Source organism: Klebsiella sp. Q11 (assembly GCF_964241505.1).
GTDB lineage: Bacteria > Pseudomonadota > Gammaproteobacteria > Enterobacterales > Enterobacteriaceae > Klebsiella > Klebsiella michiganensis.
In genome coordinates this window covers 1-23,856 of record NZ_CAXSXW010000022.1, presented here as the reverse complement: position 1 = coordinate 23,856, position 23,856 = coordinate 1, and the positions used below count along the sequence as shown (strand labels likewise).

22 protein-coding genes and 1 tRNA gene are annotated in these 23,856 nt (G+C 56.2%); 9 read left to right on the top strand and 14 right to left on the bottom strand.

Annotated elements, in window-relative coordinates; all coding sequences use genetic code 11:
- Positions 1-54: 54 nt before the first annotated feature.
- Positions 55-1,551 (top strand): guanosine-5'-triphosphate,3'-diphosphate diphosphatase, encoded by a 1,497-nt coding sequence (gppA, locus tag ACESQ2_RS26515; protein ID WP_160743202.1) that lies wholly within the window; start codon positions 55-57, stop codon positions 1,549-1,551.
- Positions 1,552-1,615: 64 nt separating this feature from the next.
- Here the strand turns inward: gppA and ACESQ2_RS26510 are convergent, their stop codons facing one another.
- The gene (locus tag ACESQ2_RS26510) at positions 1,616-2,356 is read right to left on the bottom strand and encodes a GntR family transcriptional regulator (protein WP_032720758.1); all 741 of its coding nucleotides are present in this window, start codon (positions 2,354-2,356) and stop codon (positions 1,616-1,618) included.
- Between the two features lie 221 nt (positions 2,357-2,577).
- Between ACESQ2_RS26510 and ACESQ2_RS26505 the strand changes: the two genes are divergently transcribed.
- The 3 genes from ACESQ2_RS26505 to ACESQ2_RS26495 are packed head-to-tail and all read left to right on the top strand — an operon-like array spanning position 2,578 to position 5,974.
- Positions 2,578-3,594: an ADP-ribosylglycohydrolase family protein gene (locus ACESQ2_RS26505; protein ID WP_046878135.1), complete on the top strand. Its 1,017-nt coding sequence runs from the start codon at positions 2,578-2,580 to the stop codon at positions 3,592-3,594.
- An 18-nt stretch (positions 3,595-3,612) separates the two neighbouring features.
- A complete protein-coding gene (locus tag ACESQ2_RS26500) occupies positions 3,613-5,028 on the top strand; it encodes a cytosine permease (protein ID WP_014837065.1) in 1,416 nt (471 codons plus the stop codon).
- On the top strand, positions 5,012-5,974 hold the full coding sequence (locus ACESQ2_RS26495; protein ID WP_025108416.1) for a PfkB family carbohydrate kinase: 963 nt from the start codon (positions 5,012-5,014) through the stop codon (positions 5,972-5,974). The genes ACESQ2_RS26500 and ACESQ2_RS26495 overlap by 17 nt, the downstream gene beginning before the upstream one ends.
- 3 nt (positions 5,975-5,977) lie before the next feature.
- Here the strand turns inward: ACESQ2_RS26495 and rep are convergent, their stop codons facing one another.
- The 4 genes from rep to ACESQ2_RS26475 all read right to left on the bottom strand — a co-directional run bounded on the left by rep (position 5,978) and on the right by ACESQ2_RS26475 (position 10,305).
- Positions 5,978-7,996, bottom strand: coding sequence for a DNA helicase Rep (gene rep / locus ACESQ2_RS26490; protein WP_014227450.1), 2,019 nt, complete (start codon positions 7,994-7,996; stop codon positions 5,978-5,980).
- A gap of 102 nt (positions 7,997-8,098) precedes the next feature.
- Positions 8,099-8,827, bottom strand: coding sequence for a nicotinamide riboside transporter PnuC (pnuC, locus tag ACESQ2_RS26485; RefSeq protein WP_046878136.1), 729 nt, complete (start codon positions 8,825-8,827; stop codon positions 8,099-8,101).
- On the bottom strand, positions 8,827-9,576 hold the full coding sequence (locus tag ACESQ2_RS26480) for a nucleoside phosphorylase (RefSeq protein ID WP_345911915.1): 750 nt from the start codon (positions 9,574-9,576) through the stop codon (positions 8,827-8,829). Before ACESQ2_RS26480 ends, pnuC begins: the two co-directional genes overlap by 1 nt.
- 24 nt (positions 9,577-9,600) lie before the next feature.
- Entirely contained in the window at positions 9,601-10,305 is a 705-nt protein-coding gene (locus tag ACESQ2_RS26475) for a Crp/Fnr family transcriptional regulator (RefSeq protein ID WP_004097483.1), read from the bottom strand.
- A gap of 194 nt (positions 10,306-10,499) precedes the next feature.
- Here ACESQ2_RS26475 and ppiC (ACESQ2_RS26470) point away from each other — a divergent pair, with 194 nt between their 5' ends.
- Both ppiC (ACESQ2_RS26470) and ppiC (ACESQ2_RS26465) read left to right on the top strand, forming a co-directional pair.
- On the top strand, positions 10,500-10,781 hold the full coding sequence (gene ppiC / locus ACESQ2_RS26470; protein WP_004127352.1) for a peptidylprolyl isomerase PpiC: 282 nt from the start codon (positions 10,500-10,502) through the stop codon (positions 10,779-10,781).
- Between the two features lie 52 nt (positions 10,782-10,833).
- The gene (gene ppiC, locus ACESQ2_RS26465) at positions 10,834-11,115 is read left to right on the top strand and encodes a peptidylprolyl isomerase PpiC (protein WP_004097481.1); all 282 of its coding nucleotides are present in this window, start codon (positions 10,834-10,836) and stop codon (positions 11,113-11,115) included.
- A 170-nt stretch (positions 11,116-11,285) separates the two neighbouring features.
- On the opposite strand, the gene ilvC is transcribed toward ppiC (ACESQ2_RS26465), so the two are convergent.
- Entirely contained in the window at positions 11,286-12,761 is a 1,476-nt protein-coding gene (gene ilvC, locus ACESQ2_RS26460) for a ketol-acid reductoisomerase (RefSeq protein WP_373171558.1), read from the bottom strand.
- A gap of 153 nt (positions 12,762-12,914) precedes the next feature.
- Here ilvC and ilvY point away from each other — a divergent pair, with 153 nt between their 5' ends.
- On the top strand, positions 12,915-13,805 hold the full coding sequence (gene ilvY, locus ACESQ2_RS26455) for an HTH-type transcriptional activator IlvY (protein WP_004097479.1): 891 nt from the start codon (positions 12,915-12,917) through the stop codon (positions 13,803-13,805).
- 56 nt (positions 13,806-13,861) lie between these two features.
- On the opposite strand, the gene ilvA is transcribed toward ilvY, so the two are convergent.
- The 6 genes from ilvA to ilvL all read right to left on the bottom strand — a co-directional run bounded on the left by ilvA (position 13,862) and on the right by ilvL (position 20,405).
- Entirely contained in the window at positions 13,862-15,406 is a 1,545-nt protein-coding gene (gene ilvA, locus ACESQ2_RS26450; protein WP_014227448.1) for a threonine ammonia-lyase, biosynthetic, read from the bottom strand.
- Positions 15,407-15,408: 2 nt separating this feature from the next.
- A complete protein-coding gene (ilvD, locus tag ACESQ2_RS26445) occupies positions 15,409-17,259 on the bottom strand; it encodes a dihydroxy-acid dehydratase (RefSeq protein ID WP_014227447.1) in 1,851 nt (616 codons plus the stop codon).
- Between the two features lie 61 nt (positions 17,260-17,320).
- Entirely contained in the window at positions 17,321-18,250 is a 930-nt protein-coding gene (locus ACESQ2_RS26440) for a branched-chain amino acid transaminase (RefSeq protein WP_025108419.1), read from the bottom strand.
- A gap of 16 nt (positions 18,251-18,266) precedes the next feature.
- Positions 18,267-18,524 carry an acetolactate synthase 2 small subunit gene (gene ilvM / locus ACESQ2_RS26435; RefSeq protein WP_004097471.1) on the bottom strand — a complete coding sequence of 86 codons (258 nt, stop codon included), beginning with the start codon at positions 18,522-18,524 and terminating at the stop codon, positions 18,267-18,269.
- A complete protein-coding gene (gene ilvG, locus ACESQ2_RS26430) occupies positions 18,521-20,167 on the bottom strand; it encodes an acetolactate synthase 2 catalytic subunit (RefSeq protein WP_032747330.1) in 1,647 nt (548 codons plus the stop codon). The genes ilvM and ilvG overlap by 4 nt, the downstream gene beginning before the upstream one ends.
- Positions 20,168-20,306: 139 nt before the next feature.
- The gene (gene ilvL / locus ACESQ2_RS26425) at positions 20,307-20,405 is read right to left on the bottom strand and encodes an ilv operon leader peptide (protein ID WP_001311244.1); all 99 of its coding nucleotides are present in this window, start codon (positions 20,403-20,405) and stop codon (positions 20,307-20,309) included.
- Positions 20,406-20,755: 350 nt separating this feature from the next.
- Here ilvL and ACESQ2_RS26420 point away from each other — a divergent pair, with 350 nt between their 5' ends.
- Entirely contained in the window at positions 20,756-22,276 is a 1,521-nt protein-coding gene (locus tag ACESQ2_RS26420) for a YifB family Mg chelatase-like AAA ATPase (protein WP_373171557.1), read from the top strand.
- Positions 22,277-22,299: 23 nt separating this feature from the next.
- Here ACESQ2_RS26420 and ACESQ2_RS26415 read toward each other — a convergent pair whose 3' ends face one another.
- On the bottom strand, positions 22,300-22,638 hold the full coding sequence (locus ACESQ2_RS26415) for a DUF413 domain-containing protein (protein WP_004097464.1): 339 nt from the start codon (positions 22,636-22,638) through the stop codon (positions 22,300-22,302).
- A 118-nt stretch (positions 22,639-22,756) separates the two neighbouring features.
- Here ACESQ2_RS26415 and hdfR point away from each other — a divergent pair, with 118 nt between their 5' ends.
- Entirely contained in the window at positions 22,757-23,578 is an 822-nt protein-coding gene (gene hdfR / locus ACESQ2_RS26410) for an HTH-type transcriptional regulator HdfR (RefSeq protein WP_004097454.1), read from the top strand.
- 82 nt (positions 23,579-23,660) lie between these two features.
- Here the strand turns inward: hdfR and ACESQ2_RS26405 are convergent.
- Positions 23,661-23,736: transfer RNA gene (locus ACESQ2_RS26405), tRNA-Trp, on the bottom strand.
- Positions 23,737-23,856 lie beyond the last annotated feature (120 nt).

The window sequence follows — 23,856 nt, the reverse complement described above, 5'->3', positions numbered from 1 at the left end:
GCTGGTAAGTGATTCGGGTAAGAGAACGCAGCCAACACAGAGGCAACTTGAAGGATGAAGTGTATGAGCTCCACCTCGCTCTATGCCGCTATCGATCTTGGCTCCAATAGCTTTCATATGTTGGTTGTACGCGAGGTTGCCGGAAGCATCCAGACCCTGAGTCGTATCAAACGCAAAGTCCGTCTGGCCGCTGGACTCAGCGGCGACAATACGCTCTCGGCAGAAGCCATGGAGCGCGGCTGGCAATGTTTACGCCTGTTTGCCGAGCGTTTGCAGGATATCCCCCCGACGCAAATCCGCGTGGTCGCCACAGCGACGCTGCGCCTGGCGGTTAACGCCGGTGAGTTTCTGGAGAAAGCGCGGGAAATCCTCGGCTGCGCGGTTCAGGTTATCAGCGGTGAAGAGGAAGCGCGCCTGATTTATCAGGGCGTTGCGCATACAACAGGCGGCGCAGATCAGCGTCTGGTCGTGGATATTGGCGGCGCCAGCACCGAACTGGTTACCGGTACCGGCGCGCAAACCACCTCGCTTTTCAGCCTGTCCATGGGCTGCGTGACCTGGCTGGAACGCTACTTTGCCGATCGCAGCCTGACCAAAGAGAACTTTGACCAGGCCGAAACCGCCGCGCGTGAAGTTTTGCGTCCCGTCGCCGATGTGCTGCGCTATCACGGCTGGAAAGTGTGCGTCGGGGCGTCCGGTACGGTTCAGGCGTTACAGGAAATCATGATGGCGCAGGGGATGGATGAACGCATCACCTTAGCCAAGCTACAGCAGCTCAAACAGCGCGCCATTCAGTGCGGTCGTCTGGAAGAGCTGGAGATCGAAGGCCTGACGCTTGAACGGGCGCTCGTCTTTCCCAGCGGGCTGGCGATTCTTATGGCCATCTTCAGCGAGCTGAATATTCAGTGTATGACGCTCGCCGGCGGCGCGCTGCGTGAAGGTCTGGTCTACGGCATGCTGCACCTGTCGATCGATCAGGATATTCGCAGTCGTACCTTACGCAATATTCAGCGCCGGTTTCTGGTTGATACTGAACAGGCACAGCGCGTTGCCCAACTGGCCGCCCATTTCGTTCATCAGGTGGAAAACAGCTGGGAAATTGAGCCGCTATGCTTCGATTTGCTGCAAAGTGCCTGCCAGCTGCATGAAATTGGTCTGAGCGTGGAGTACAAGCAGGCCCCCCTGCACGCCGCCTGGCTGGTGCGCAATCTTGACCTGCCCGGCTTTACCCCCGCACAAAAGAAGCTGCTGGCGACGCTGCTGTTAAACCAAACCAACGCCGTCGACCTTTCATCCATTCATCAACAAAACGCGGTGCCTCCGAGAGTCGCGGAGCATATGTGCCGTCTGCTGCGTCTGGCGATTCTGTTTGCCAGCCGCCGACGCGACGATCTGCTGCCGATGCTTACGCTGGCTGCCGAAGATGAAAATTTGACGTTAACGCTGCCGCAGGGCTGGCTGGAGAATCATCCGCTGGGCCGGGAAATGGTCGAACAGGAGTGCCAGTGGCAGAGCTACGTTCACTGGCCGCTGCGGCTTAACGAGCAGTAGTCGGCTACGATCCGCTCTCGCATAAAGCGATGGCGGGTTTTATACACCGGCCATGCCAAAGCGCTTATTGCAGCTTCACTCTGAAATCAAAATTAAAGTAATTGCTCAGGCAGAATGCGGTTCCGTACTCAAGCACCTCTCCCTGAGCATTGCGGCTTTTCAGCGTAATTTTCATCAATGGCACGCCTTGCGGCAGGTCGAGCAAATTCAGCTCTTCCGCCGAAGGAATATGCACCGTCAGTGAGTAATCCTGAAGATCGGGATAAATATCATTTTCCGCCCAGTGCGCGTACAGCGAACCTTCAAGTAGATCCGGGCGGGGTAAGAAACGCTCGGGGATAAACATGGTTTCGAGAGACACCGGGAGGGCATCGACCAGACGGACGCGTTTGATTTTCGCCACCCGATCGCCGACCGCGATCTCCAGCTCACGGGCCAGAAAATCATCCGCCGCCAGCTTTTCCCTCACCAGCCATCGGTTGGACACCGTGCCTGAATTTTGTAGCTGGGCAGAAAATCCGCCGCTGGCAAGGTTATAGCTTACCGGCAGATTCACCTCGGTCCCTTTTCCGTGGCGTTTAATAACCAGCCCGGCCTCCAGCAGCGCATCAAGCGCCTTCACGACCGTCACGCGCGATAGCTCAAGCGTCTGCGACATTTTGCGTTCGGAAGGCAGGATGCTGCCGTGCGTCAGCAACCGCTCGGTCATTGCCGCTTCAATAGCTTGTTTAAGTTGAATATAAAGCGGCGCGGGAGCCTCTGCATTCAGACGCCCTTTTATATACTCAAGCAGCGATTGCGGCATAATGTCGTAGTCTTCCGGAATTCAGTGGCAGTGGATTTATCATAGTGGATCCATACTGGAATCAATAGCCCCCTCATAACGTCTCCCCACCCTTTTTTAGCTTCTCACTTTTCTTTCAGAATGCGTCTTCGATCACAGCGTGGCCACAAAGGACTTTAACTGGACTTAATCTGGATCTACTTTTAGTATAACTTTTATTCATTTCTTCCAGGGAGCCGATGATGTTTGCTATTCACCCTACCTATACCACCGAAAACCGCATCCTCGGCTGCCTTTATGGGCAAGCCATCGGTGATGCGATGGGTATGCCTTCCGAACTGTGGCCTAAGCGCCGAATTATCAACCATTTTGGCTGGATTGAGCGCTTCCTCCCCGGACCGAAAGAGAATATTGCGGCCTGCGAATTTCGCGCCGCTGAGTTCACCGATGATACCCATCAGTGCATCGCACTCATGGATGCCCTGAATGAAACCAACGGCGTGACCGATCCACTGGTCATCGCCAGGCATATTCTGCTGTGGGCCAGACGCTGTCAGGCCTTTGAAAAAAATATTCTTGGCCCGACCTCGAAGGCTTCCCTGATCGCGCTTGAACAGGGGCAGCCGCTGGAGGAGATCGCGGCCAACGGCGTAACCAACGGCGCGGCAATGCGCGTGGCGCCGATGGGCTGTCTACTGCCCACCGGGGATAGAACGTTTTTCATTGAGCAAGTGCGGCTATCCTGCCTGCCGACGCATAAATCAGACATCGCTATCGCCGGCGCGGTGGTCATTGCATGGGCGATCGGCCGCGCCATTGAAGGGGCCGAATGGCCGTTAATCAAAACGGAGCTGGCGTCGCTCGCCAATGAGACGCAGCGCCATTATGAGTCCACTTTTAGTCCACTGCTGGGAAACCGTATCCACCTGGCGCTGGAAACGATCGCCGGGGAGACTGACCATCTGACGGGTATTGAACGGATTTATGAGGACATCGGCGCCGGTATGGATATTATCGAGTCCGTCCCCGCAGCGATTGCTCTGGTTGAGCTGGCAAAAACGCAGCCTATGAAATGCGCTATGCTGGCAGCCAATTTAGGCGGCGACACCGACACCATTGGCGCGATGGCCACCGCCATCTGCGGCGCGCTTCATGGCATAGAGGCTTTTCCTGAAGAACATATACAACGGATTAAGCAGGCCAACAGCATCGACTTCGCGCCTTACGCACAGCGGCTTGCAGGCTACCGCTTCGCATAATTCACAGAGGGTATCACTATGGACAGCAAAGCTTCATACGATGGAAATATCCAGGCGGCAGATCCCGGAATGGCAGAATTAGGGATCGGTCTGGTCCCCCCGGTCCACCAGACCCAGAAACCGGTCCAGCTGTTTTTCGTCTGGTGCGCCGCGAATATTGGCATTCTTGGCGTCGTTTACGGCGCGGTGATTGTGTCGTTCGGCCTCTCATTCTGGCAGGCGATTCTTGCCGCCGTGGCGGGCGTCGCCTCCTTTGCGCTGGTCGGCATCACCAGCATCGCCGGGAAAATTGGTCGTACGACGACGCTAACCCTCTCCCGCGTCATTTTTGGCAAACGCGGTAATATCGCCCCCACCAGCTTCTGTTGGGTGAATCTGATGGGCTGGGAAGCGGTCAATATCATTACCGGCACGCTCACCCTCGTCGCGCTGTTTGCCGCCATGGGTTTTGAAGAGAGTCTGACCACCACCGCGCTGTCGCTTTTCTTGTTTGGCGGGCTGACCGTACTGGTCAGCGTGCTCGGGCAAAACGCCGTGCTGATGATGCAAAAATGGATCACCCGGATCTTTGGCGCCATGACGCTGCTGGTGGTGATCTATTTACTCTTCACCGCGGACTGGCAGGCCATCCTTGCGCTGCCTTCAGGCAGCTGGCTGACCGGCTTTCTGCCGGCCGTGTCTATTATTGCCGCGGGCACCGGCATCAGTTGGGCTATCGCCGGCGCCGACTATAGTCGCGATCAGCGCCCTGACTCCGGGGAAAAGCCTATTTTTCTCGCCGTGGTCAGCGGCGCCGCCCTCCCCCTGCTGTTGCTGATGCTCACCGGAATACTGCTTACCGCGCAGATCCCCGATCTGGCCTCCAGCGAGAATCCCATTTCAGCGATCGGTAAACTGCTGCCTTCGTGGATGGCAATCCCCTATCTGGCCGCGGCTACCGCCGGGGTCGTGACCATCGCCGTGTTGAGCCTCTATTCCGCCAGCCTTAACCTGTTAAGCATGGGGATTAAGCTACAGCAGCGTTCCGCCGTGGCCCTCGACGCCGTGCTGGTGCTGGGGATTGCCCTCTATGTGCTGTTTGTCTCGAAAGATTTTCTCGGGCCGTTTATCGCGTTTTTGATTTTCTGCGGTGTATTTCTGGCCGCCTGGGCCGCCATCTTTATGGTCGATTTTTATCGGCTGCGCCGCCGTGCCGGATATCCTGAAGCTGATTTATTCAGGGAGAGCGGCGCAAACCGTACCGCGCTGGGCTGCTGGATTGTCGGTGCGCTGGCAGGATTGATGGTCTCTAAAACCGGTTTTATCGACGGACCTTTCGCGGTCGGTATTTTCGCGGACTCCAGCCTCGGGTTATTCGTCTCTTTTATTCTGAGCCTGGCGCTGTATCTCGCCTTCGGAACGAGAAAGGGGGCCTGCCGTGACAATCAGCGCTGACCTGCTATCGCCTCAGCGGCCAATCGTGGTTATCGGCGCCGCTTTTGGCGACATTATTCTCCATCTCGATGCGCTGCCGCAAAGCGGTAGCGATGTCTCCGCCCGCGACGGCGGACGGCAGATTGGCGGCTGCGCGTTCAACGTCGCCCGCGCGCTCTCGCGCCTCGAACTGTTTCCCATTAACGCCATACCGGTAGGCAATGGCGATTGGGGGCAGGCCGTTGCGCAAAAAATGGCGCTGGAAAACTTGCCCGTCCTCTTGCGCCATCCCACCCACGATAACGGCTGGTGTCTGGCTCTTGTCGAAGCCAGCAAAGAGCGGACGTTTATCACCATTGAGGGCTGCGAACAGCACTGGACTGATGAACTATTAGCGCAAATACCGCTGCCGAAGGAGGCGATTATTTACGTCTCGGGATACGAACTGGCCAGCGAAGCGCTGCGCCAGTGGATCCTTGCCCAGACGGAAGATAAAACGCTGTTCGTCGATTTTGGCCCGCGTCTGTGCGACCTGGATATTCACTTTATCCAGGCGCTGCTGCGCAAACGCCCCCTGCTCACCCTGAATCGCGATGAACTCAGCGTGCTGTGCGCGCGTTTATACGATTTGGATAGCGCGACCCTTGATGCCGCCTCACGGCTCGCCAGCGACTGGCATATTCGGGCGATCTGTCGGTTTGATAAGGATGGCGCATGGGTGGTTGAACCTGACGCAGCACCGCAGCATATTCCGGCCTGCCGCGTGAAGGTCCACGACACGATTGCCGCAGGAGACAGCCACTGTGCCGGTACGATCGCCGGGCTGGCCTGTGGAATGGATTTGCAGCAGGCAACGCGGCTGGGCAATGAAGTGGCGGCCATTGTCGTCAGTCAACCCGGTTCAGACGGCGCACCCGGTCGCAAAGCGCTACGTCAGTTCCAGATTCAACAGCAAAACAGCCGCTAGCCGCTATTTACGCGCTTTCGCCAGCATCGCCCGGATGTTGGCGACGTTCGCCTGGCCTTTATGCATGCGCTCTTCCGGCGAAATCACTTTGCGCTCCTGTTCCCAAATCAGGTCGTCCTGCGGCAGTTCCAGCAGAAAACGGCTCGGCTCCGGTCGCACCAGCTCGCCGTACTGACGGCGCTCTTTGCACAGGGTAAAAGTCAGCTCTTTCTGCGCGCGGGTGATACCTACGTAGGCAAGACGGCGCTCTTCATCGACGTTGTCTTCATCAATGCTGCTCTGGTGCGGCAGCAGCCCCTCTTCCATACCAACCAGGTAGACGTAGGGGAACTCCAGCCCCTTTGACGCGTGAAGCGTCATCAGCTGCACCTGATCCGTCTCCTCATCCGACTCGCCGCGCTCCATCATATCGCGCAGGGTAAAGCGGGTAACGACCTGAGTGAGCGTCATCGGTTCATCGATCTCGCTGCCTTCGAGCATTTCGGTCATCCACGTGAACAGCGTATTGACGTTTTTCATCCGCATTTCAGCGGCTTTCGGGCTGGGCGAGGTCTCATAGAGCCAGGATTCATAATCCACGCCGCGGATCAGATCGCGGACGGCGGCAATCGGTTCACGCTCTGAAAGCTGCTGGATCTCCCGCAGCCAGTGGGTAAAGCGGGTCAAAGACTCATAGCCGCGTCCGTTCAGCGTCTGGGTCAGGCCCATATCGAAGCTGGCGGTAAACATGCTTTTATTGCGCCCCATCGCCCATTCACCCAGCTTTTTCAGCGTCGCCGAACCGATTTCACGCTTTGGCGTATTAACGATGCGCATGAAAGCGCTGTCATCATCGGGATTAGTCAGCACGCGCAGATAGGCCAGCAGGTCTTTAATTTCCGGGCGGGAAAAGAACGACGTGCCGCCGGAAATTTTGTACGGGATGCGGTTCTGCATCAGCATCTTTTCAAAAACCCGCGACTGATGGTTGCCGCGATACAGAATCGCGTAGTCCTTATAGGCGGTTTTATTAATAAAGTGATGCGCGATCAGTTCACCGGCAACGCGCTCCGCCTCATGGTCTTCGTTATTAGCAGAGAGCACCTTCAGCTCTACGCCATAGCCCAGTTCGGAAAACAGACGCTTCTCGAAAACGTGTGGGTTATTGGCAATCAGGATGTTAGCCGCCTTCAGGATGCGCCCGGAAGAACGGTAGTTTTGCTCCAGCTTGATCACCTGCAGCGCCGGGAAATCCTGGCTTAGCAGGACCAGGTTCTGCGGCCGCGCGCCGCGCCAGGAGTAGATCGACTGATCGTCATCGCCGACCACGGTAAAGCGCGCCCGCTGTCCCACCAGCAGTTTCACCAGCTCGTACTGGCTGGTGTTGGTATCCTGGTATTCATCCACCAGCAGATAGCGAATCTTATTCTGCCAGCGCTCCCGCACCTCTTCGTTGCGCTGCAGCAGCAGCGTTGGCAGCAGGATCAGATCGTCAAAGTCGAGTACGTTGCAGGCTTTCATGTGCGCGTCGTACAGCCCGTAGCAGTGAGCAAAGATCCGATCCCGCTCCCCTTTCGCCCCAGCGGCGGCCTGGGCAGGGGTTTGCAGATCGTTTTTCCAGTTGGAGATCGTCGAGATCAGCTGCTGAAGCACCACTTTATCGTCTTCGATCAGCCCTTCGGTGAGCTCTTTTAACAGCGCCACCTGGTCGGTATCGTCGAACAGCGAGAAGTTTGATTTCATCCCTAACGCGGCGTATTCGCGTTTGATGATATCCAGCCCCAGCGTGTGGAAGGTGGAAATCATCAGACCGCGCGCCTCTTTGCGTCCCAGCGTTTGCCCGACGCGCTCTTTCATTTCGCGCGCCGCCTTGTTGGTAAAGGTGACCGCCGCGATATGACGCGCCTGATAGCCGCAGCCGCGGATCAGGTGGGCGATTTTATTGGTAATCACGCGGGTCTTACCGGAACCGGCACCCGCCAGCACCAGGCACGGTCCGGTAACGAATTCGACGGCTTGTTGTTGGCCAGGATTTAAACGCATGGGAGTCTTTTGCTCAATCTTCGAACGGGGTGGGGATTGTAGCAGAAAGAGGGGCACAGAGAGCAACAGGCTGCCCATTCAGGCAGCCTGGAAATCGGTCAATCAGGATGCGTCCGCGGCAAGCGGCGTATAGCCGTTACGCTGTGCGCTCTTGATCCAGCTGTATGAACCCATTACCGCGATCGCCGTCAGCAGGACATACTCAAGCGACATGGCGTAAACGCCCTGTACCGCGTAGATAACCACGCTAATCACGTCGATAACCACCCACAGCAGCCAGTTTTCGACGAATTTACGCGTCATCAGCACCATGGCGGCAATCGACAACACCAGCATGGTGGAATCCCAGAACGGGAAGGCGTCGGGCTGGAGGTCGGGCATCGCGACCTGCATACCGAACGTTTGCAGCAGAGCAATCATGATACGAGTGAGCGTCGCGAACACCGGATCGATAAACAGCGTCATCAGCACAATCGCCACCGCGCAGACGCCGCCCAGCGCCAGCGTTTGCTGACGGGAAAGCCAGCGTACCTTGAGCGCGGCCTCCTGCGCCTCGTTTTGCCGGCTCCACGCATACCAGCCGTAAATGTTAGCGGCGAAGAAAAATACCTGCAGCAGCAGGCTGGCATAGAGCTGGATCTGGAAAAAGATCGCCGCAAACAGCGTGACGTTAATCAGGCCAAACAGATAGTTGATGATTTTTTCCCGGCTGGCGCACCAGATGCACAGCAGGCCGAATACGGTACCGATAGCCTCAATCCACGATAGCGCATAGCCGCCTTCGCCGAGAGGAATGTTGACCATCACATTGTTAATGCTAAAAAAGTCCATCACAGACCTCCTTGCTGGCTAGCGGAATAAATGGCGCGCAGCGCCAGGGTAATTTGCCGTTCTTCGCCCTGCTGGCACAGCGCCTCCTGCTGGACATAATCATTGATGCTGCTATCCAGGCAACCGTTGTGGGCAACAACCACATTGAGTAATGATGCCGTACGTAGGCCGCGCAGAGCGCCGATAGTCATCAGGGCGGCGCTCTCCATATCCGCGCCCAGAACGCCTCGCGCCGACCACTGCGCATCCAGTTGCGCCTCACGATCGGTATAGAAACTGTCGTGGCTGCGCACCAGCCCGCACGCGGCGGGGATGTTCATTTGCCGCGCCTGCGCCACCAGTTCCCAGGTCAGCAGCGGGTCGGCGCAGGCCGGATAGCCCGCCGGCGCATAGGTTCGGCTGGTACCATCATCCATCACCGCAGCGTGAGCGATAATCACATCGCCGAGCGCAAGATTATCCTGCAATGCGCCGCAGCTGCCGATACGAATCAGGGTTGTTACGCCAATCTGGCGCAGCTCTTCAATGGCGATCGCCGTGGAGGGTCCGCCGATTCCGGTGGAGAGCACCAAAATCTCGATGCCCTGATACCAACCGCGCGCGGCGCGAAACTCCCGGTTCTGACCGAGCAGCTGTGGATTATCAAGAAACTTGACGATGCGGTCGACCCGCTGCGGGTCGCCCGGCAGCAGCGCGTACCGCGCGCCGGTCATCTCTTTGCTTAACTGGATATGGGGTTGCAGCGACATTCTCCCGCCTCCTTACTCTTGCGGTTATCCGATATCAGCCTCCTGCTTCAGTTTTTCAGGAGCTAACAACACAATGCGTTCACCATCGGTATCAATAATCTGTAGCGCTTTCAGGTCATGCAAAATACGGTTAATGCTGCGGGTCGTCGCCGCGAACTCCTGACTGAGATTCTGCTTATCCAGCAAGATTTCATTCGCGCCATCCTGTTGATAACGCAGCCATAGCGCCTGACACACCCGCTGATGCAGCGAGTAGAGATTGTCGCTGCTGGCCTTTTTCGACAGCTGATAATATTGCTGGCTAAAGAAGCGCAGCATCCGCTGGTTAAAGTGGTTATCCAGCGCCAGCCAGCGGCAGAAATGTTCCTGCGACAGGCTCAGGAGCTGCACATGGTCCACCGCCACCACCGAGCAGATGTAATGACGCGACTCAAAGATCTCGAGTTCGCCCACCATGTCGCCTTTACGGTAGCGGGCCTGACGGTAGCGGCGCCCGTCTTCAGCCTCATAGAAAACGTCTACCTCACCGGCGATAATCAGCGAAAAACGCTGGCACACTTCCCCCTGTCGGCAGATAAAATCACCGCGCGGAATGTCTTCGAAGCGCCAGCGCCGCATGATCTCCAGAGGACAATATTTCAGTAATTCATAGAGCAGCGGATCGCGCACAATCTCGCTCAGCCCGGAAAGCCAGCCGACTGAAAATTCAGGTTTTTTCATTGTATCCATGTTATCTCGCTCCACGACGATAAGGACAGGACGGCTGTCCCCGGCCAGAAGGAAAACGCCGAAGAAAAGTGTTGCCCATCTCCCGCTTCCGTCTATCAGGCGAGACACCTGTCCCGCGATGGCGAAGAGTATAGGTCCGCGACCAAAGCGGATGGTAAAGTAACGGGATATCTTTGAGACATGAGAGCAAAATAATGGCAAAGAGCGCAGCAGCCCTGCATATCCTGGTAAAAGAAGAGAAGCTGGCGCAAGAGATCCTCGCCAAACTGGAACGTGGCGTGAGCTTCGATCATCTGGCAAAGCGCTATTCAAAGTGCCCATCCGGACGCAACGGCGGCGATCTCGGGGAGTTTAATCAAGGCGTTATGGTCGGGCCGTTCGATAAGGCGGTCTTCAGCTGCCCGCTGCTCAAGCCTTACGGACCGGTCAAAACCAAATTCGGCTACCACATCATTAAGGTGCTGTATCGCCGCTAGCCCATGCTACTATTGCGCCCTGATTCATCTCCTATTCCATCAAGGTACGATCATGGCAAAAACGGCAGCAGCACTGCATATCCTGGTTAAAGAAGAGCAGCTGGCACTGGATCTTCTGGAGCAAATTAAAAACGGCGCCGATTTCGGTAAACTGGCGAAGAAGCACTCGATCTGCCCGTCAGGCAAACGCGGCGGCGATTTAGGTGAATTCCGCCAGGGCCAGATGGTGCCGGCGTTTGATAAAGTCGTCTTCTCCTGCCCGGTGCTGGAGCCGACCGGCCCGCTACACACCCAGTTTGGTTATCACATCATCAAGGTGCTGTACCGCAATTAAAAAAACCGGTGTCTTTGAATTGCACCGGTTTTTTATCTCACAGCTTTCCCCTAAGGATTTCAGCTTGCAGGAAGGCGGCAAGTGAGTACAGCCCCAGGAGCATAGATAACTATGTGACTGGGGTGTACGAACGCAGCCAACGCATCTGCAAGTTGAAAGACGACGGGGAATTAGCCCGCTACCGCAATACGCTTCATATCGGTCATATAGCCACGCAGTTTCTTACCAACCTGCTCGATAGCGTGGCTGCGAATGGCTTCGTTCACGTCGCGCAGCTGAGCGTTGTCTACCGCGCCTTCGGCAATCGCTTTGCCCAGGTCGCCGGTCTGCAGGGTGGTCATGAACTCTTTCAGCAGCGGTACGCAAGCGTAAGAGAACAGGTAGTTACCGTATTCAGCGGTATCGGAGATAACCACGTTCATTTCGTACAGACGCTTACGAGCGATGGTGTTGGCGATCAGCGGCAGCTCGTGCAGTGATTCGTAGTAAGCGGACTCTTCGATGATGCCGGAATCCACCATGGTTTCAAACGCCAGCTCAACGCCCGCTTTCACCATTGCGATCATCAGAACTCCTTTATCGAAGTACTCCTGCTCGCCAATTTTACCTTCAAACTGCGGTGCGGTTTCGAACGCGGTTTTGCCGGTCTCTTCACGCCAGGTCAGCAGTTTTTTATCGTCGTTGGCCCAGTCAGCCATCATGCCGGAGGAGAATTCACCGGAGATGATGTCATCCATATGCTTCTGGAACAGCGGCGCCATAATCTCTTTCAGCTGTTCGGACAGCGCGTAAGCACGCAGCTTAGCCGGGTTAGACAGACGATCCATCATCAGGGTGATACCGCCCTGCTTCAGCGCTTCGGTGATGGTTTCCCAGCCGAACTGAATCAGTTTTTCGGCGTATGCCGGGTCGGTACCCTCTTCCACCAGCTTATCGAAGCACAGCAGAGAACCGGCCTGCAGCATACCGCAGAGGATGGTCTGCTCGCCCATCAGGTCGGATTTCACTTCGGCAACGAAGGACGATTCCAGCACGCCCGCACGGTGACCGCCGGTCGCCGCAGCCCAGGCTTTAGCAATGGCCATACCTTCGTCTTTCGGATCGTTTTCCGGGTGAACCGCGATCAGGGTCGGAACGCCGAAACCGCGTTTGTACTCTTCACGTACTTCGGTACCCGGGCACTTCGGCGCCACCATCACGACGGTGATATCTTTACGGATCTGCTCGCCAACTTCCACGATGTTGAAGCCGTGAGAGTAGCCCAGCGCCGCGCCGTCTTTCATCAGCGGCTGAACGGAACGTACAACGTCAGAGTGCTGTTTGTCCGGCGTCAGGTTAACCACCAGATCGGCCTGCGGGATCAGCTCTTCGTAGGTACCCACCTTGAAGCCGTTTTCGGTTGCTTTGCGCCATGATGCGCGCTTTTCGGCAATCGCTTCTTTACGCAGCGCGTAGGAGATATCCAGACCGGAGTCGCGCATGTTCAGACCCTGGTTCAGGCCCTGAGCGCCACAGCCGACGATGACCACTTTTTTACCCTGAAGGTAGCTTGCGCCATCGGCGAATTCGTCGCGACCCATAAAGCGACATTTGCCCAGCTGCGCCAGCTGCTGGCGCAGGTTCAGTGTATTAAAGTAGTTAGCCATGGTGATACCTCGTGATGTTGTGTGTCTTATTTTGTTCGGTTCGCCTTTCAGCGAGAATGTACCCACATTACAACAGGAAATTTATTGCGGAAATTGATATATTCACAACGTCACGTTGCAATTTCTGCAATGTAAAATCGTGGAGTGCCGCCGGTGGATTTACGCGATCTGAAAACCTTCCTGCATCTGGCTGAAAGCCGCCATTTTGGCCGCAGCGCGCGGGCGATGCACGTCAGCCCCTCCACGCTTTCCCGACAAATTCAGCGCCTGGAAGAAGACCTCGGGCAGCCGCTGTTTGTCCGTGATAACCGCACGGTAACGCTTACCGAAGCGGGAGAAGAGCTACGAACGTTTGCCCAGCAGACGCTGTTGCAGTATCAGCAGCTGCGCCACACTATCGATCAGCAAGGTCCGTCGCTGTCGGGCGAACTGCATATCTTCTGTTCGGTGACGGCCGCTTATAGCCATCTGCCGCCGATTCTCGATCGGTTCCGCGCCGAGCATCCCTCGGTGGAAATAAAGCTCACCACCGGCGATGCCGCTGATGCGATGGAAAAAGTGGTGACGGGTGAGGCCGATCTGGCGATTGCCGGGAAACCGGAAACGCTGCCCGGCGCGGTGGCTTTTTCCATGCTGGAGAATCTGGCGGTGGTGCTGATCGCCCCGGCGCTGCCTTGTCCGGTTCGTAACCAGGTCTCAGTGGAGAAGCCTGACTGGGCAACGGTACCCTTTATTATGGCCGACCAGGGCCCCGTGCGTCGCCGCATTGAGCTATGGTTTCGCCGCCATAAAATCAGTAATCCGTCAATTTACGCCACGGTGGGCGGGCATGAAGCCATGGTCTCCATGGTGGCGCTCGGCTGCGGCGTCGCGCTGCTGCCGGAGGTGGTGCTGGAAAACAGCCCTGAGCCAGTGCGCAATCGCGTGATGATTCTGGAGCGTAGCGACGAGAAAACCCCGTTTGAGCTTGGCGTCTGCGCGCCAAAAAAGCGGCTGCATGAGCCGCTGATTAATGCGTTCTGGAATTTGCTGCCTGGCCACTAATGCCGGGCCTGCTCAGGCCTACAGCCCGACCGCAGGCCTGACAAGCACAGCGCTTCTTAACCGGCGAGGAAGAACCTGAACGCTGGATTATTGCTTTCATCGTGGCAATCGTAGCCCAGCTCATGCAAGCGGGTTTCGAAGTCAGGCTCGTGATCGCCCAGTTCGAATGCCGCCAGCACGCGGCCGTAATCGGTACCGTGACTGCGATAGTGGAACAGAGAGATGTTCCAGTGGGTGCCCAGCGTATGCAGGAACTTCAGCAGCGCGCCGGGTGATTCCGGAAACTCGAAGCTGAATAAACGCTCCTGCAGCGGCTGCGACGGACGCCCGCCCACCATATAGCGCACGTGAAGCTTGGCCATTTCATCGTCAGAGAGATCCACTACGCTGTAGCCACCGTCGTGCAGCAGGTTGAGGATCTCTTTCCGCTCTTCCAGCCCCCGGCTCAGGCGCACGCCGACAAAAATGCAGGCATTTTTCGCATCCGCGAAGCGGTAGTTGAACTCGGTCACCGAACGGCCGCCCAGCAGCTGGCAGAACTTGAGGAAGCTGCCCTTCTCTTCCGGAATGGTGACCGCCAGCAGCGCTTCGCGCTGTTCTCCCAGCTCGCAGCGTTCGGAAACGTAGCGCAGGCCGTGGAAGTTGACGTTCGCGCCGGAAAGCACGTGCGCCAGGCGTTCGCCGCGAATATTATGCTGAGCGATATATTTTTTCATCCCCGCCAGCGCCAGCGCCCCGGAAGGTTCTGCTACCGCACGCACATCTTCAAACAGGTCTTTCATCGCCGCGCAGATGGCATCGCTATCGACGGTAACGATGTCGTCGAGATACTCCTGGCACAGACGGAAAGTCTCATCGCCGATGCGTTTCACCGCCACGCCTTCGGCAAAAAGCCCAACGCGGGGTAAATCGACCGGATGACCCGCATCCAGAGCGGCTTTCAGACAGGCAGAATCCTCGGCCTCAACCGCAATGACTTTGATCTGCGGCATCAGCTGTTTGATCAGCACCGCCACGCCGGCCGCGAGACCGCCGCCGCCGACCGGGACAAATACGCGATCGATATGGGCATCCTGCTGCAGCAGTTCCAGCGCCAGCGTCCCCTGCCCGGCAATCACCATCGGATGGTCGAAGGGCGGAACCCAGGTGAACCCCTGCTGCTGCGCCAGCTCGATGGCTTTGGCCTTGGCTTCATCGAAGTTCGCGCCGTGCAGCAGCACTTCGCCGCCGAAGCCGCGCACCGCATCAACTTTGATATCCGCGGTGGCGGTTGGCATGACGATGAGCGCCTTCACGCCCAGGCGAGATGCCGAGAAAGCCACGCCCTGCGCATGATTACCCGCCGAAGCGGTAATCACGCCATGCGATTTTTGCTCTTCCGTCAGGCCCGCCATCATCGCGTAGGCTCCGCGCAGCTTAAAGCTGTGCACCGGCTGACGATCTTCACGCTTCACCAGCACAACGTTATCGAGGCGCGACGAGAGCTTTTCCATTTTTTGCAGCGGCGTGATCTGCGCGGCTTCGTATACCGGCGCGCGCAGTACCGCTCTGAGGTATTCCGCCCCCTCGGGGGCGGCGGAGAGGGGTTGAGACTCGGCCATCATTAACCCCCAAGTTTCGATTTATCGCGCACCGCGCCTTTGTCGGCGCTGGTTGCCAGGCTGGCATAGGCGCGAAGGGCAAAGGAAACCTGACGCTCGCGATCTTTCGGCGTCCATGCTTTATCACCGCGCGCTTCCTGAGCTTCGCGGCGCGCCGCAATCTCGGCATCGCTTAGCTGCAGCTGAATGCCGCGGTTCGGGATATCGATAGCAATCATGTCGCCATCTTCAATGATCGCGATATTGCCACCGCTGGCCGCTTCCGGAGAAACGTGACCAATAGAGAGACCCGAGGTACCGCCGGAGAAGCGTCCGTCGGTAATCAGCGCACAGGCTTTACCCAGGCCCATTGATTTCAGGAAGGTCGTCGGGTAGAGCATCTCCTGCATCCCCGGCCCGCCTTTCGGCCCTTCATAGCGGATGACGACTACGTCACCGGCGACCACCTTGCCGCCGAGGATCGCATCCACAGCCGCGTCCTGGCTTTCGTATACCTTCGCCGGGCCGGTAAACTTGAGGATACTGTCGTCAACGCCGGCGGTTTTCACGATACAGCCGTTCTCGGCAAAGTTGCCGTACAGAACCGCCAGACCGCCGTCCTTGCTGTAAGCATGTTCCAGCGAGCGGATACAGCCTTCTGCGCGATCGTCATCCAGGGTGTCCCAACGGCAGTTCTGAGAGAAAGCCTGCGTTGTGCGGATACCCGCAGGGCCAGCGCGGAACATCTTCTTAACCGCTTCATCCTGCGTGACGGTGATATCGTACTGCTCCAGCGTCTGCGGCAGGGACAAACCAAGCACGTTTTTCACATCGCGGTTCAGCAGCCCGGCACGATCGAGTTCACCTAAAATACCCAATACGCCGCCCGCGCGATGCACGTCTTCCATATGATATTTCTGCGTACTTGGCGCGACCTTACACAGCTGCGGCACTTTGCGGGAAAGTTTATCGATATCGCTCATGGTGAAGTCGATTTCCGCTTCCTGCGCCGCCGCCAGCAGATGCAGTACGGTATTGGTGGAACCGCCCATGGCGATATCCAGCGTCATGGCGTTTTCAAACGCCGCCTTATTGGCGATATTACGCGGCAGCGCAGAGGCATCGTCCTGCTCGTAATAGCGTTTAGTCAGCTCAACGATACGTGAGCCCGCATTGAGGAACAGCTGTTTACGATCGGCGTGAGTCGCCAGCAGCGAGCCGTTGCCCGGCTGCGACAGGCCCAGCGCTTCGGTCAGGCAGTTCATGGAGTTCGCGGTGAACATTCCCGAACAAGAGCCGCACGTCGGGCAGGCGGAACGCTCAACCTGATGACTCTGATCGTCGGAGACTTTCGGGTCAGCGCCCTGAATCATCGCGTCAACGAGGTCGAGTTTAATGATTTGATCGGACAGTTTAGTTTTCCCGGCTTCCATCGGACCGCCGGAAACAAAAATAACCGGAATATTCAGGCGCAGAGACGCCATTAACATCCCCGGGGTGATTTTGTCGCAGTTGGAGATACAGACCATCGCATCAGCACAGTGGGCGTTAACCATATACTCAACCGAGTCGGCGATCAGTTCGCGGGATGGCAGTGAATAAAGCATACCCCCGTGGCCCATCGCGATCCCATCATCCACCGCAATGGTGTTGAATTCTTTGGCGACGCCGCCAGCGGCTTCGATTTGCTCAGCAACCAGTTTGCCGAGATCGCGCAGGTGAACGTGACCCGGCACGAACTGGGTGAAAGAGTTCACCACGGCGATAATCGGCTTACCGAAATCATCGTCGGTCATTCCAGTGGCGCGCCACAGCGCGCGGGCACCCGCCATATTACGGCCGTGAGTGGTTGTGGCGGAACGGTACTTAGGCATGCTTTAGTTACTCCCAGTTTCGGTGAAATGGGGCGTTGCGTGTCGCCCCATTTTTTTATGCTTATTGATTAACCTGATCCAACCAGCCCCATTTATCCTCGGTTTCACCGGTGAAGAGGCCAAAGAATGCTTGCTGAATGCGCTTGGTGATCGGGCCGCAGCGGCCTTCACCCACCTGAATACCATCAACGCTGCGTACCGGCGTGATCTCTGCGGCGGTACCGGACATAAACACTTCGTCGGCCAGGTACAGGGACTCGCGGGACAATACCTGCTCGCGGACTTCCAGGCCGAGATCTTTCGCCAGCTTGATGATAGCGTCGCGGGTGATGCCAGGCAGCGCGGAAGAGGTGAACGGCGGGGTAAACAGCACGCCATCCTTCACTTCAAACAGGTTTTCACCGGCGCCTTCAGAGATGTAGCCGTTCACGTCCAGCGCGATACCTTCCTGATAGCCATGGCGACGCGCTTCGCTGCCGACCAGCAGCGAAGAGAGATAGTTACCGCCGGCTTTAGCCGCGGTCGGAATGGTGTTCGGCGCCGCGCGATTCCAGGAAGAAACCATCGCATCGATCCCCTGATCCAGCGCTTCGGCACCCAGGTAGGCGCCCCACGGGAACGCCGCGATGATCACGTCAGTGCTATAGCCCGGAGGCGGGTTGACGCCCATACCCACGTCGCCGACGAAGACTAACGGGCGGATATAGGCGCTGGTCAGACTGTTTTTACGAATGACTTCACGGCAGGCTTCCATCAGCTCATCAACGCTCTGAGAAACCGGGAAACGATAGATTTTTGCTGAGTCATGCAAACGCTGCATATGTTCACGGTGACGGAACACCACCGGTCCCTTGTGAGAGTCGTAGCAACGGATGCCTTCAAATACGGAAGTCCCGTAGTGCAGCGCATGGGACATCACGTGAACCTTCGCCTCGCCCCACGGAACCATCTCACCATTGAACCAAATGTAATCAGCTTTTTTCGTCGTCATTGTTCTTCCTTTGCGCTCAGGCGCGAATTTGTTGTGATGTAGGTTGCTGGATCTCGACGCAGGCGACGTCCACCAGTTTGCTTAATTGACTAAACAGTAATTCGACGGGCCGCTGGCTGGCAACGGTCAGTTCAATATTAATATTCCGGGCATCGGCGGCGGTTGCCATATTCATCGCGCAAATCTGGAACCCGCGATGGCGCACGACGCGCAGCACGCGTTCTAACGTTTCTGGATTAGAGCGAGCCTGCAAGGCGACCTGATGTTGCATCATGATAATTTCTCCAGCATTTCTGCATTACTGGCACCGGGCGGCACCAACGGCCAGACGTTCTCAAGTTCGTCGATTGAGACATGAAGCAGGTAAGGCCCCTGGCTCGAAAGCATGGTGTCGAGTGCCGCTTCAACCTGGTCTTTACGGGTGATGTGTTGACCAGGGATGCCGAAGGCGCTGGCCAGAGTAAGGAAATCGGGGTTATCGGTAAGGGTGGTTTCGCTATAACGTTCCTGAAAAAACAGCTGTTGCCATTGTCGAACCATTCCTAAACGCTGGTTGTCCAGTAAGACTATCTTCAGCGGCAGCTGCTTGCGTTTTACGGTGCCCAGCTCCTGCACGTTCATCATGAAGGAGCCGTCACCGGAGATACAGATAACCGTATCGTCTGGACGGGCCACCTGCGCGCCTACCGCTGCGGGCAAGCCGAAACCCATAGTGCCTAATCCGCTGGAAGTGATGAAATTCTCCGGGCGCGTATAGTTCATATGCTGCGCTGACCACATCTGATGCTGGCCCACATCGGTTGTCACGACGCAGTCTGCGGGTTTGCGATCGGAAAGCTGCTTCAGCAGCAGCGGGGCATAGATAGCGTCTCCCGGATGATCGTAGCGCCAGGCATGCTCGGCGCGCAGCTGCGCATTACGTTGGCGCCAGGCGTCGATAGACAGCGGCTGCTGGAGCGCGGGCAGCATCACATTCAAATCGCCGGTCAGGCCGATATGTGCCTGACGGAGCTTGTTCAGTTCAGCCGGATCGATATCCATATGGATAACTTTGGCGTGCGGGGCAAACGTATTCAGCTTGCCGGTGACGCGATCGTCAAAACGGGCGCCTACCGCGATCAGCAGGTCACATTCCTGTACTGCAAGGTTGGCCGCTTTAGTACCGTGCATCCCCAGCATGCCCAGATAGTAGGGATAATCCGCCGCTACCGCACCCAGCCCTTTCAGGGTGGACGTCACGGGCATTTGCGTAACGGCAAGAAATTCGCGCAGCGCCGGTACCGCCTGCGCCATCCCCACGCCGCCGCCAACGTATAACATCGGCTTCTGCGACTGGGTCAGCATCTGCAAAGCGTATTCGATATCCGCATATGGAAAATCAACGTCGTCGGCTACCATGGAAAAATGCGGATCGAGATCGCCCTGAGCCAGCTGGATGTCTTTTGGGATATCGACCAGCACGGGACCGGGACGCCCGGAGTTTGCTACGTGGAAAGCTTCGGCAATGATGCGCGGCAGTTCTTCCAGCGACTGCACCAGGAAACTATGCTTGGTGCATGCCAGCGATAAACCGAGGACATCAACTTCCTGGAATGCGTCGGTGCCAATGAACGGGGCCGCAACCTGGCCGGTGATAGCAACAACGGGAACGGAATCAAGCAGCGCGTCGGCGAGGCCGGTGATCAGGTTGGTTGCGCCCGGCCCCGAAGTGGCGATACACACCCCGGTTTTGCCGGTAGCCCTGGCATAGCCAATAGCCGCCATAGCCGCACCCTGTTCATGCCGGCACAGTAGGTGTTCCACGCCGCCGTCATACAATGCATCGTAAACCGGCATAATTGCTCCACCCGGATAGCCAAAAACGGTATCGACTCCCTGTGCTCGCAAAGCATGTACCACCCACCGCGCCCCATTCATAGTTACTTCCCCGTCGTAGATCGAGAGAAACAGAATTTTATGCTACCAGCCATCGTCTGCTCCTCTTTTCTGTTTTTAAGTTATAAAAAAACCCCCGGACCTTTCGGTGCGGGGGTCTTAGTTCGTTAAGGCTTGTTTTTTAAGCCTTTCCTCGTCCAAGTGCAGCCCCGCACGGTGGGATAATAATCACCACCACGCTAATCACGACCAGGCTAATCACTCGTAGAAGGGCTGTCATTTTATGTTCTTTCTGGCTTCATGTTCGAAGGAATACCTAAAGAGGTACCACAGACTTCGCGTTAAACACAAGATTTTTTTATGACCTCATTTCTTACCTTGCTAACCATTTAAGAAAAAACAATTGTTTTTAATGGGAAAAATATGAAATGAAAATATTTCAATTTGTGGCGTACTCCACAGCTCTTTCTCATCTTGTTGCCTGATGACAGCATTTTACGAGCCGGCATCCATCACCAGTGCAAAGCGGAAATTGCCGGAAAATTGGCTGGGAGCAAGCATGCAGAATTTAATATTGCCGAATTACTCAACAGCAAATCCCCGACATAATCCCGGTTCTCAGGAGGTGTTATGTCACTCGCCATTGTTTACACCCGCGCCGCTCTCGGGATCGGTGCCCCGCTTATCACGGTTGAAGTTCATATCAGCAACGGGCTCCCAGGCCTGACAATGGTAGGACTGCCTGAAACAACGGTTAGAGAAGCGCGTGACCGGGTACGTAGTGCGATTATCAACAGCGGTTACGCTTATCCGGCGAAAAAAATCACCATCAATCTGGCCCCGGCCGATCTACCAAAAGAAGGGGGAAGATATGATTTACCTATCGCTCTCGCGCTTCTGGTGGCCTCAGAGCAGCTAAAGGCCCCCAGGCTAAATCAATATGAGTTTGTCGGCGAGCTGGCGCTTACAGGCGCTCTGCGTGGCGTTCCTGGGGCCATATCCAGCGCCATGGAGGCCATAAAAGCGGGGCGGAAGATTGTTATCTCTAATGAGAATTCTCCAGAGGTGGGGTTAATCGGCGGCAGTGACTGCCTTATCGCCACCGATCTCCAGGAAGTCTGCGCTTTTCTCGAAGGTCGACATACCCTGGCTAACCCCCTTCCAGAAGGGGAATATTCGGATGAAACATCGGTTGATCTGCGTGATGTTATTGGCCAGCGGCAGGGGAAACGAGCGCTGGAAATCATCGCTGCAGGTGGTCACAACCTGCTGATGATAGGCCCGCCCGGCACAGGAAAAACGATGCTCGCCAGTCGATTACCGGGACTACTGCCGCCGCTGAGTAATCAGGAAGCGCTGGAAAGCGCGGCAATACTTAGCCTGGTCGATTCCAGGCATGCCATGAAAAATTGGCGCCGCAGGCCCTTTCGTGCCCCGCATCATAGCGCCTCCCTGGCGGCCATGGTGGGCGGAGGCTCAATTCCGGTACCGGGAGAGATCTCCCTTGCCCATAACGGAGTCCTGTTCCTGGATGAGCTGCCTGAATTCGAACGCAGGGTGCTGGATGCGTTACGCGAACCCATTGAGTCAGGGGTTATCCATATCTCACGCACGCGCGCCAAAATCGATTATCCAGCCCGTTTCCAGCTTATTGCAGCGATGAATCCCAGCCCGACAGGACACTATCAGGGCCAGCATAATCGCGCTTCACCGGAACAGACGCTACGCTACCTGGGTCGTTTATCCGGCCCGTTTCTTGACCGATTCGATCTCTCCCTGGAGATCCCGCTTCCGCCGCCGGGGGTGCTCAGCCAGGGAACAAACGAAGAGGAAAGTAGCGCCTGCGTACGCCAACGTGTTCTGGCCGCACGCGAAAGGCAGCTATCGCGGCAGAAAAAACTTAACGCGCATCTGGGAAATGATGAGATGAAAATCTGCTGCCGGCTTCATAAAGATGACGCTGTCTGGCTGGAGCAGACGCTAATACAGCTCGGGCTTTCAATCCGCGCCTGGCAGCGCCTGATTAAAGTGTCCCGAACTATTGCCGATATTGAGGCAGTCGAACGCATCGAACGTCATCATTTGCAGGAGGCTCTCGGCTATCGGGCAATAGACAGAATGTTGAGCCATCTACAAAAAATGATGGCGTAAAAAAAGGGCTTACGCCCTTTTTCTTAATCATCGCTTTCTGTGTAATCTTCCGTACCTTCCACCTGCGGCTTGCCGCCGGATAGGGTATGGAAACGCTTCGGACGCTTAATGCGCGCCATGTACTTAATCCACACGCGTTCTGCTTCCGTTGCGGGCTCACGTTCACCACGGCATACCGAAACAAACTGTTTTTCATCGTCGGTGACAGGCTCGCGTTTACCTAGTTCGAGTTCATTAAAGGCATAACCATGACGTTCCAGCAGTTGCGCCTCTTTGATGGTGAAATCTCCATGACGGGAAAACCCGCGCGGATAATTTTTATTGTCGAAAAAACGATTAGTTGTCGTAAAGCTTTCCGCCATCCTACACGCTCCTGATTCTTTGGCCGAGCTAATTATGGCGCGGAGTATTAGTTACGCTTGACAGAGCGTCAAACAAAACATTTAAATCATCACGACAAATAATTTTGCGGAGAAGAGTGTGGATACGGAATTGCTCAAGACTTTCCTTGAGGTGAGCAGAACTCGCCACTTTGGCCGAGCCGCAGAGGCGCTTTATCTGACGCAGTCAGCAGTTAGCTTTCGTATTCGTCAGCTGGAGAACCAGCTGGGGGTAAATCTTTTTACCCGTCATCGTAATAATATCCGTCTGACCTCAGCCGGAGAGAAACTGCTACCCTACGCCGAAACCCTGATGAATACCTGGCAAGCTGCGCGCAAGGAGGTCGCGAATGCTTCCCGCCATAATGAATTTTCGATCGGTGCCAGCGCTTCTCTGTGGGAATGCCTGCTTAATGGATGGCTGGGAAAGCTCTATACAGAGCCCTATAACCTACAGTTTGAGGCGCGGATTGCGCAGCGGCAATCGCTGGTCAAACAGCTGCACGAACGTCAGCTTGATCTCTTGATCACGACAGAATCGCCGAAGATGGATGAACTAAGCAGCCAGTTGCTGGGTAATTTTACCCTGGCGCTTTATTGTGCCTCTCCGGCTAAATACACAAATGAATTGAATTATTTACGCCTGGAATGGGGGCCCGATTTCCAACAAAACGAAGCGGGATTGATCGGAAATGATGATATTCCTCTGCTGACCACCAGTTCTGCCGAGTTAGCTTACCAACAGCTCAGCGCGCTTAAGGGCTGTACATGGCTGCCCGTGCTCTGGGCACAGGGGAAAAATAATCTGCATACGGTGACCGACAGTGCGACGCTTTCAAGGCCTCTCTATGCGATTTGGCTACAGAACAGCGATAAACAAGCGCAGATTCGGGAGATCCTGAAGCACAATATATTGGGATAAACGCACTCCTCCAGGGATGGAGGACGATTGGCGGGAAATTTAAAGCAAAAAAAAATCCTTTGCCTGAGCAAAGGATTATATATGGCAGGGGCGGAGAGACTCGAACTCGCGACACCCGGTTTTGGAGACCGGTGCTCTACCAACTGAGCTACGCCCCTAAATTTTCTTATCATTAAGCCTGCTTAATCAGCAGGCTTAATTTTTTAATAAGTGGCGGAACGGACGGGACTCGAACCCGCGACCCCCTGCGTGACAGGCAGGTATTCTAACCGACTGAA

Bases quoted from the DNA above. Each gene is read 5' to 3' on its own strand.
- gppA (WP_160743202.1), top strand. From the start codon at position 55: ATGAAGTGTATGAGCTCCACCTCGCTCTATGCCGCTATCGATCTTGGC.
- ACESQ2_RS26510 (WP_032720758.1), bottom strand. From the start codon at position 2,356: ATGCCGCAATCGCTGCTTGAGTATATAAAAGGGCGTCTGAATGCAGAG.
- ACESQ2_RS26505 (WP_046878135.1), top strand. From the start codon at position 2,578: ATGTTTGCTATTCACCCTACCTATACCACCGAAAACCGCATCCTCGGC.
- ACESQ2_RS26500 (WP_014837065.1), top strand. From the start codon at position 3,613: ATGGACAGCAAAGCTTCATACGATGGAAATATCCAGGCGGCAGATCCC.
- rep (WP_014227450.1), bottom strand. From the start codon at position 7,996: ATGCGTTTAAATCCTGGCCAACAACAAGCCGTCGAATTCGTTACCGGA.
- pnuC (WP_046878136.1), bottom strand. From the start codon at position 8,827: ATGGACTTTTTTAGCATTAACAATGTGATGGTCAACATTCCTCTCGGC.
- ACESQ2_RS26480 (WP_345911915.1), bottom strand. From the start codon at position 9,576: ATGTCGCTGCAACCCCATATCCAGTTAAGCAAAGAGATGACCGGCGCG.
- ACESQ2_RS26475 (WP_004097483.1), bottom strand. From the start codon at position 10,305: ATGGATACAATGAAAAAACCTGAATTTTCAGTCGGCTGGCTTTCCGGG.
- ppiC (WP_004127352.1), top strand. From the start codon at position 10,500: ATGGCAAAGAGCGCAGCAGCCCTGCATATCCTGGTAAAAGAAGAGAAG.
- ppiC (WP_004097481.1), top strand. From the start codon at position 10,834: ATGGCAAAAACGGCAGCAGCACTGCATATCCTGGTTAAAGAAGAGCAG.
- ilvC (WP_373171558.1), bottom strand. From the start codon at position 12,761: ATGGCTAACTACTTTAATACACTGAACCTGCGCCAGCAGCTGGCGCAG.
- ilvA (WP_014227448.1), bottom strand. From the start codon at position 15,406: ATGGCCGAGTCTCAACCCCTCTCCGCCGCCCCCGAGGGGGCGGAATAC.
- ilvD (WP_014227447.1), bottom strand. From the start codon at position 17,259: ATGCCTAAGTACCGTTCCGCCACAACCACTCACGGCCGTAATATGGCG.
- ACESQ2_RS26440 (WP_025108419.1), bottom strand. From the start codon at position 18,250: ATGACGACGAAAAAAGCTGATTACATTTGGTTCAATGGTGAGATGGTT.
- ilvM (WP_004097471.1), bottom strand. From the start codon at position 18,524: ATGATGCAACATCAGGTCGCCTTGCAGGCTCGCTCTAATCCAGAAACG.
- ilvG (WP_032747330.1), bottom strand. From the start codon at position 20,167: ATGAATGGGGCGCGGTGGGTGGTACATGCTTTGCGAGCACAGGGAGTC.
- ilvL (WP_001311244.1), bottom strand. From the start codon at position 20,405: ATGACAGCCCTTCTACGAGTGATTAGCCTGGTCGTGATTAGCGTGGTG.
- ACESQ2_RS26420 (WP_373171557.1), top strand. From the start codon at position 20,756: ATGTCACTCGCCATTGTTTACACCCGCGCCGCTCTCGGGATCGGTGCC.
- ACESQ2_RS26415 (WP_004097464.1), bottom strand. From the start codon at position 22,638: ATGGCGGAAAGCTTTACGACAACTAATCGTTTTTTCGACAATAAAAAT.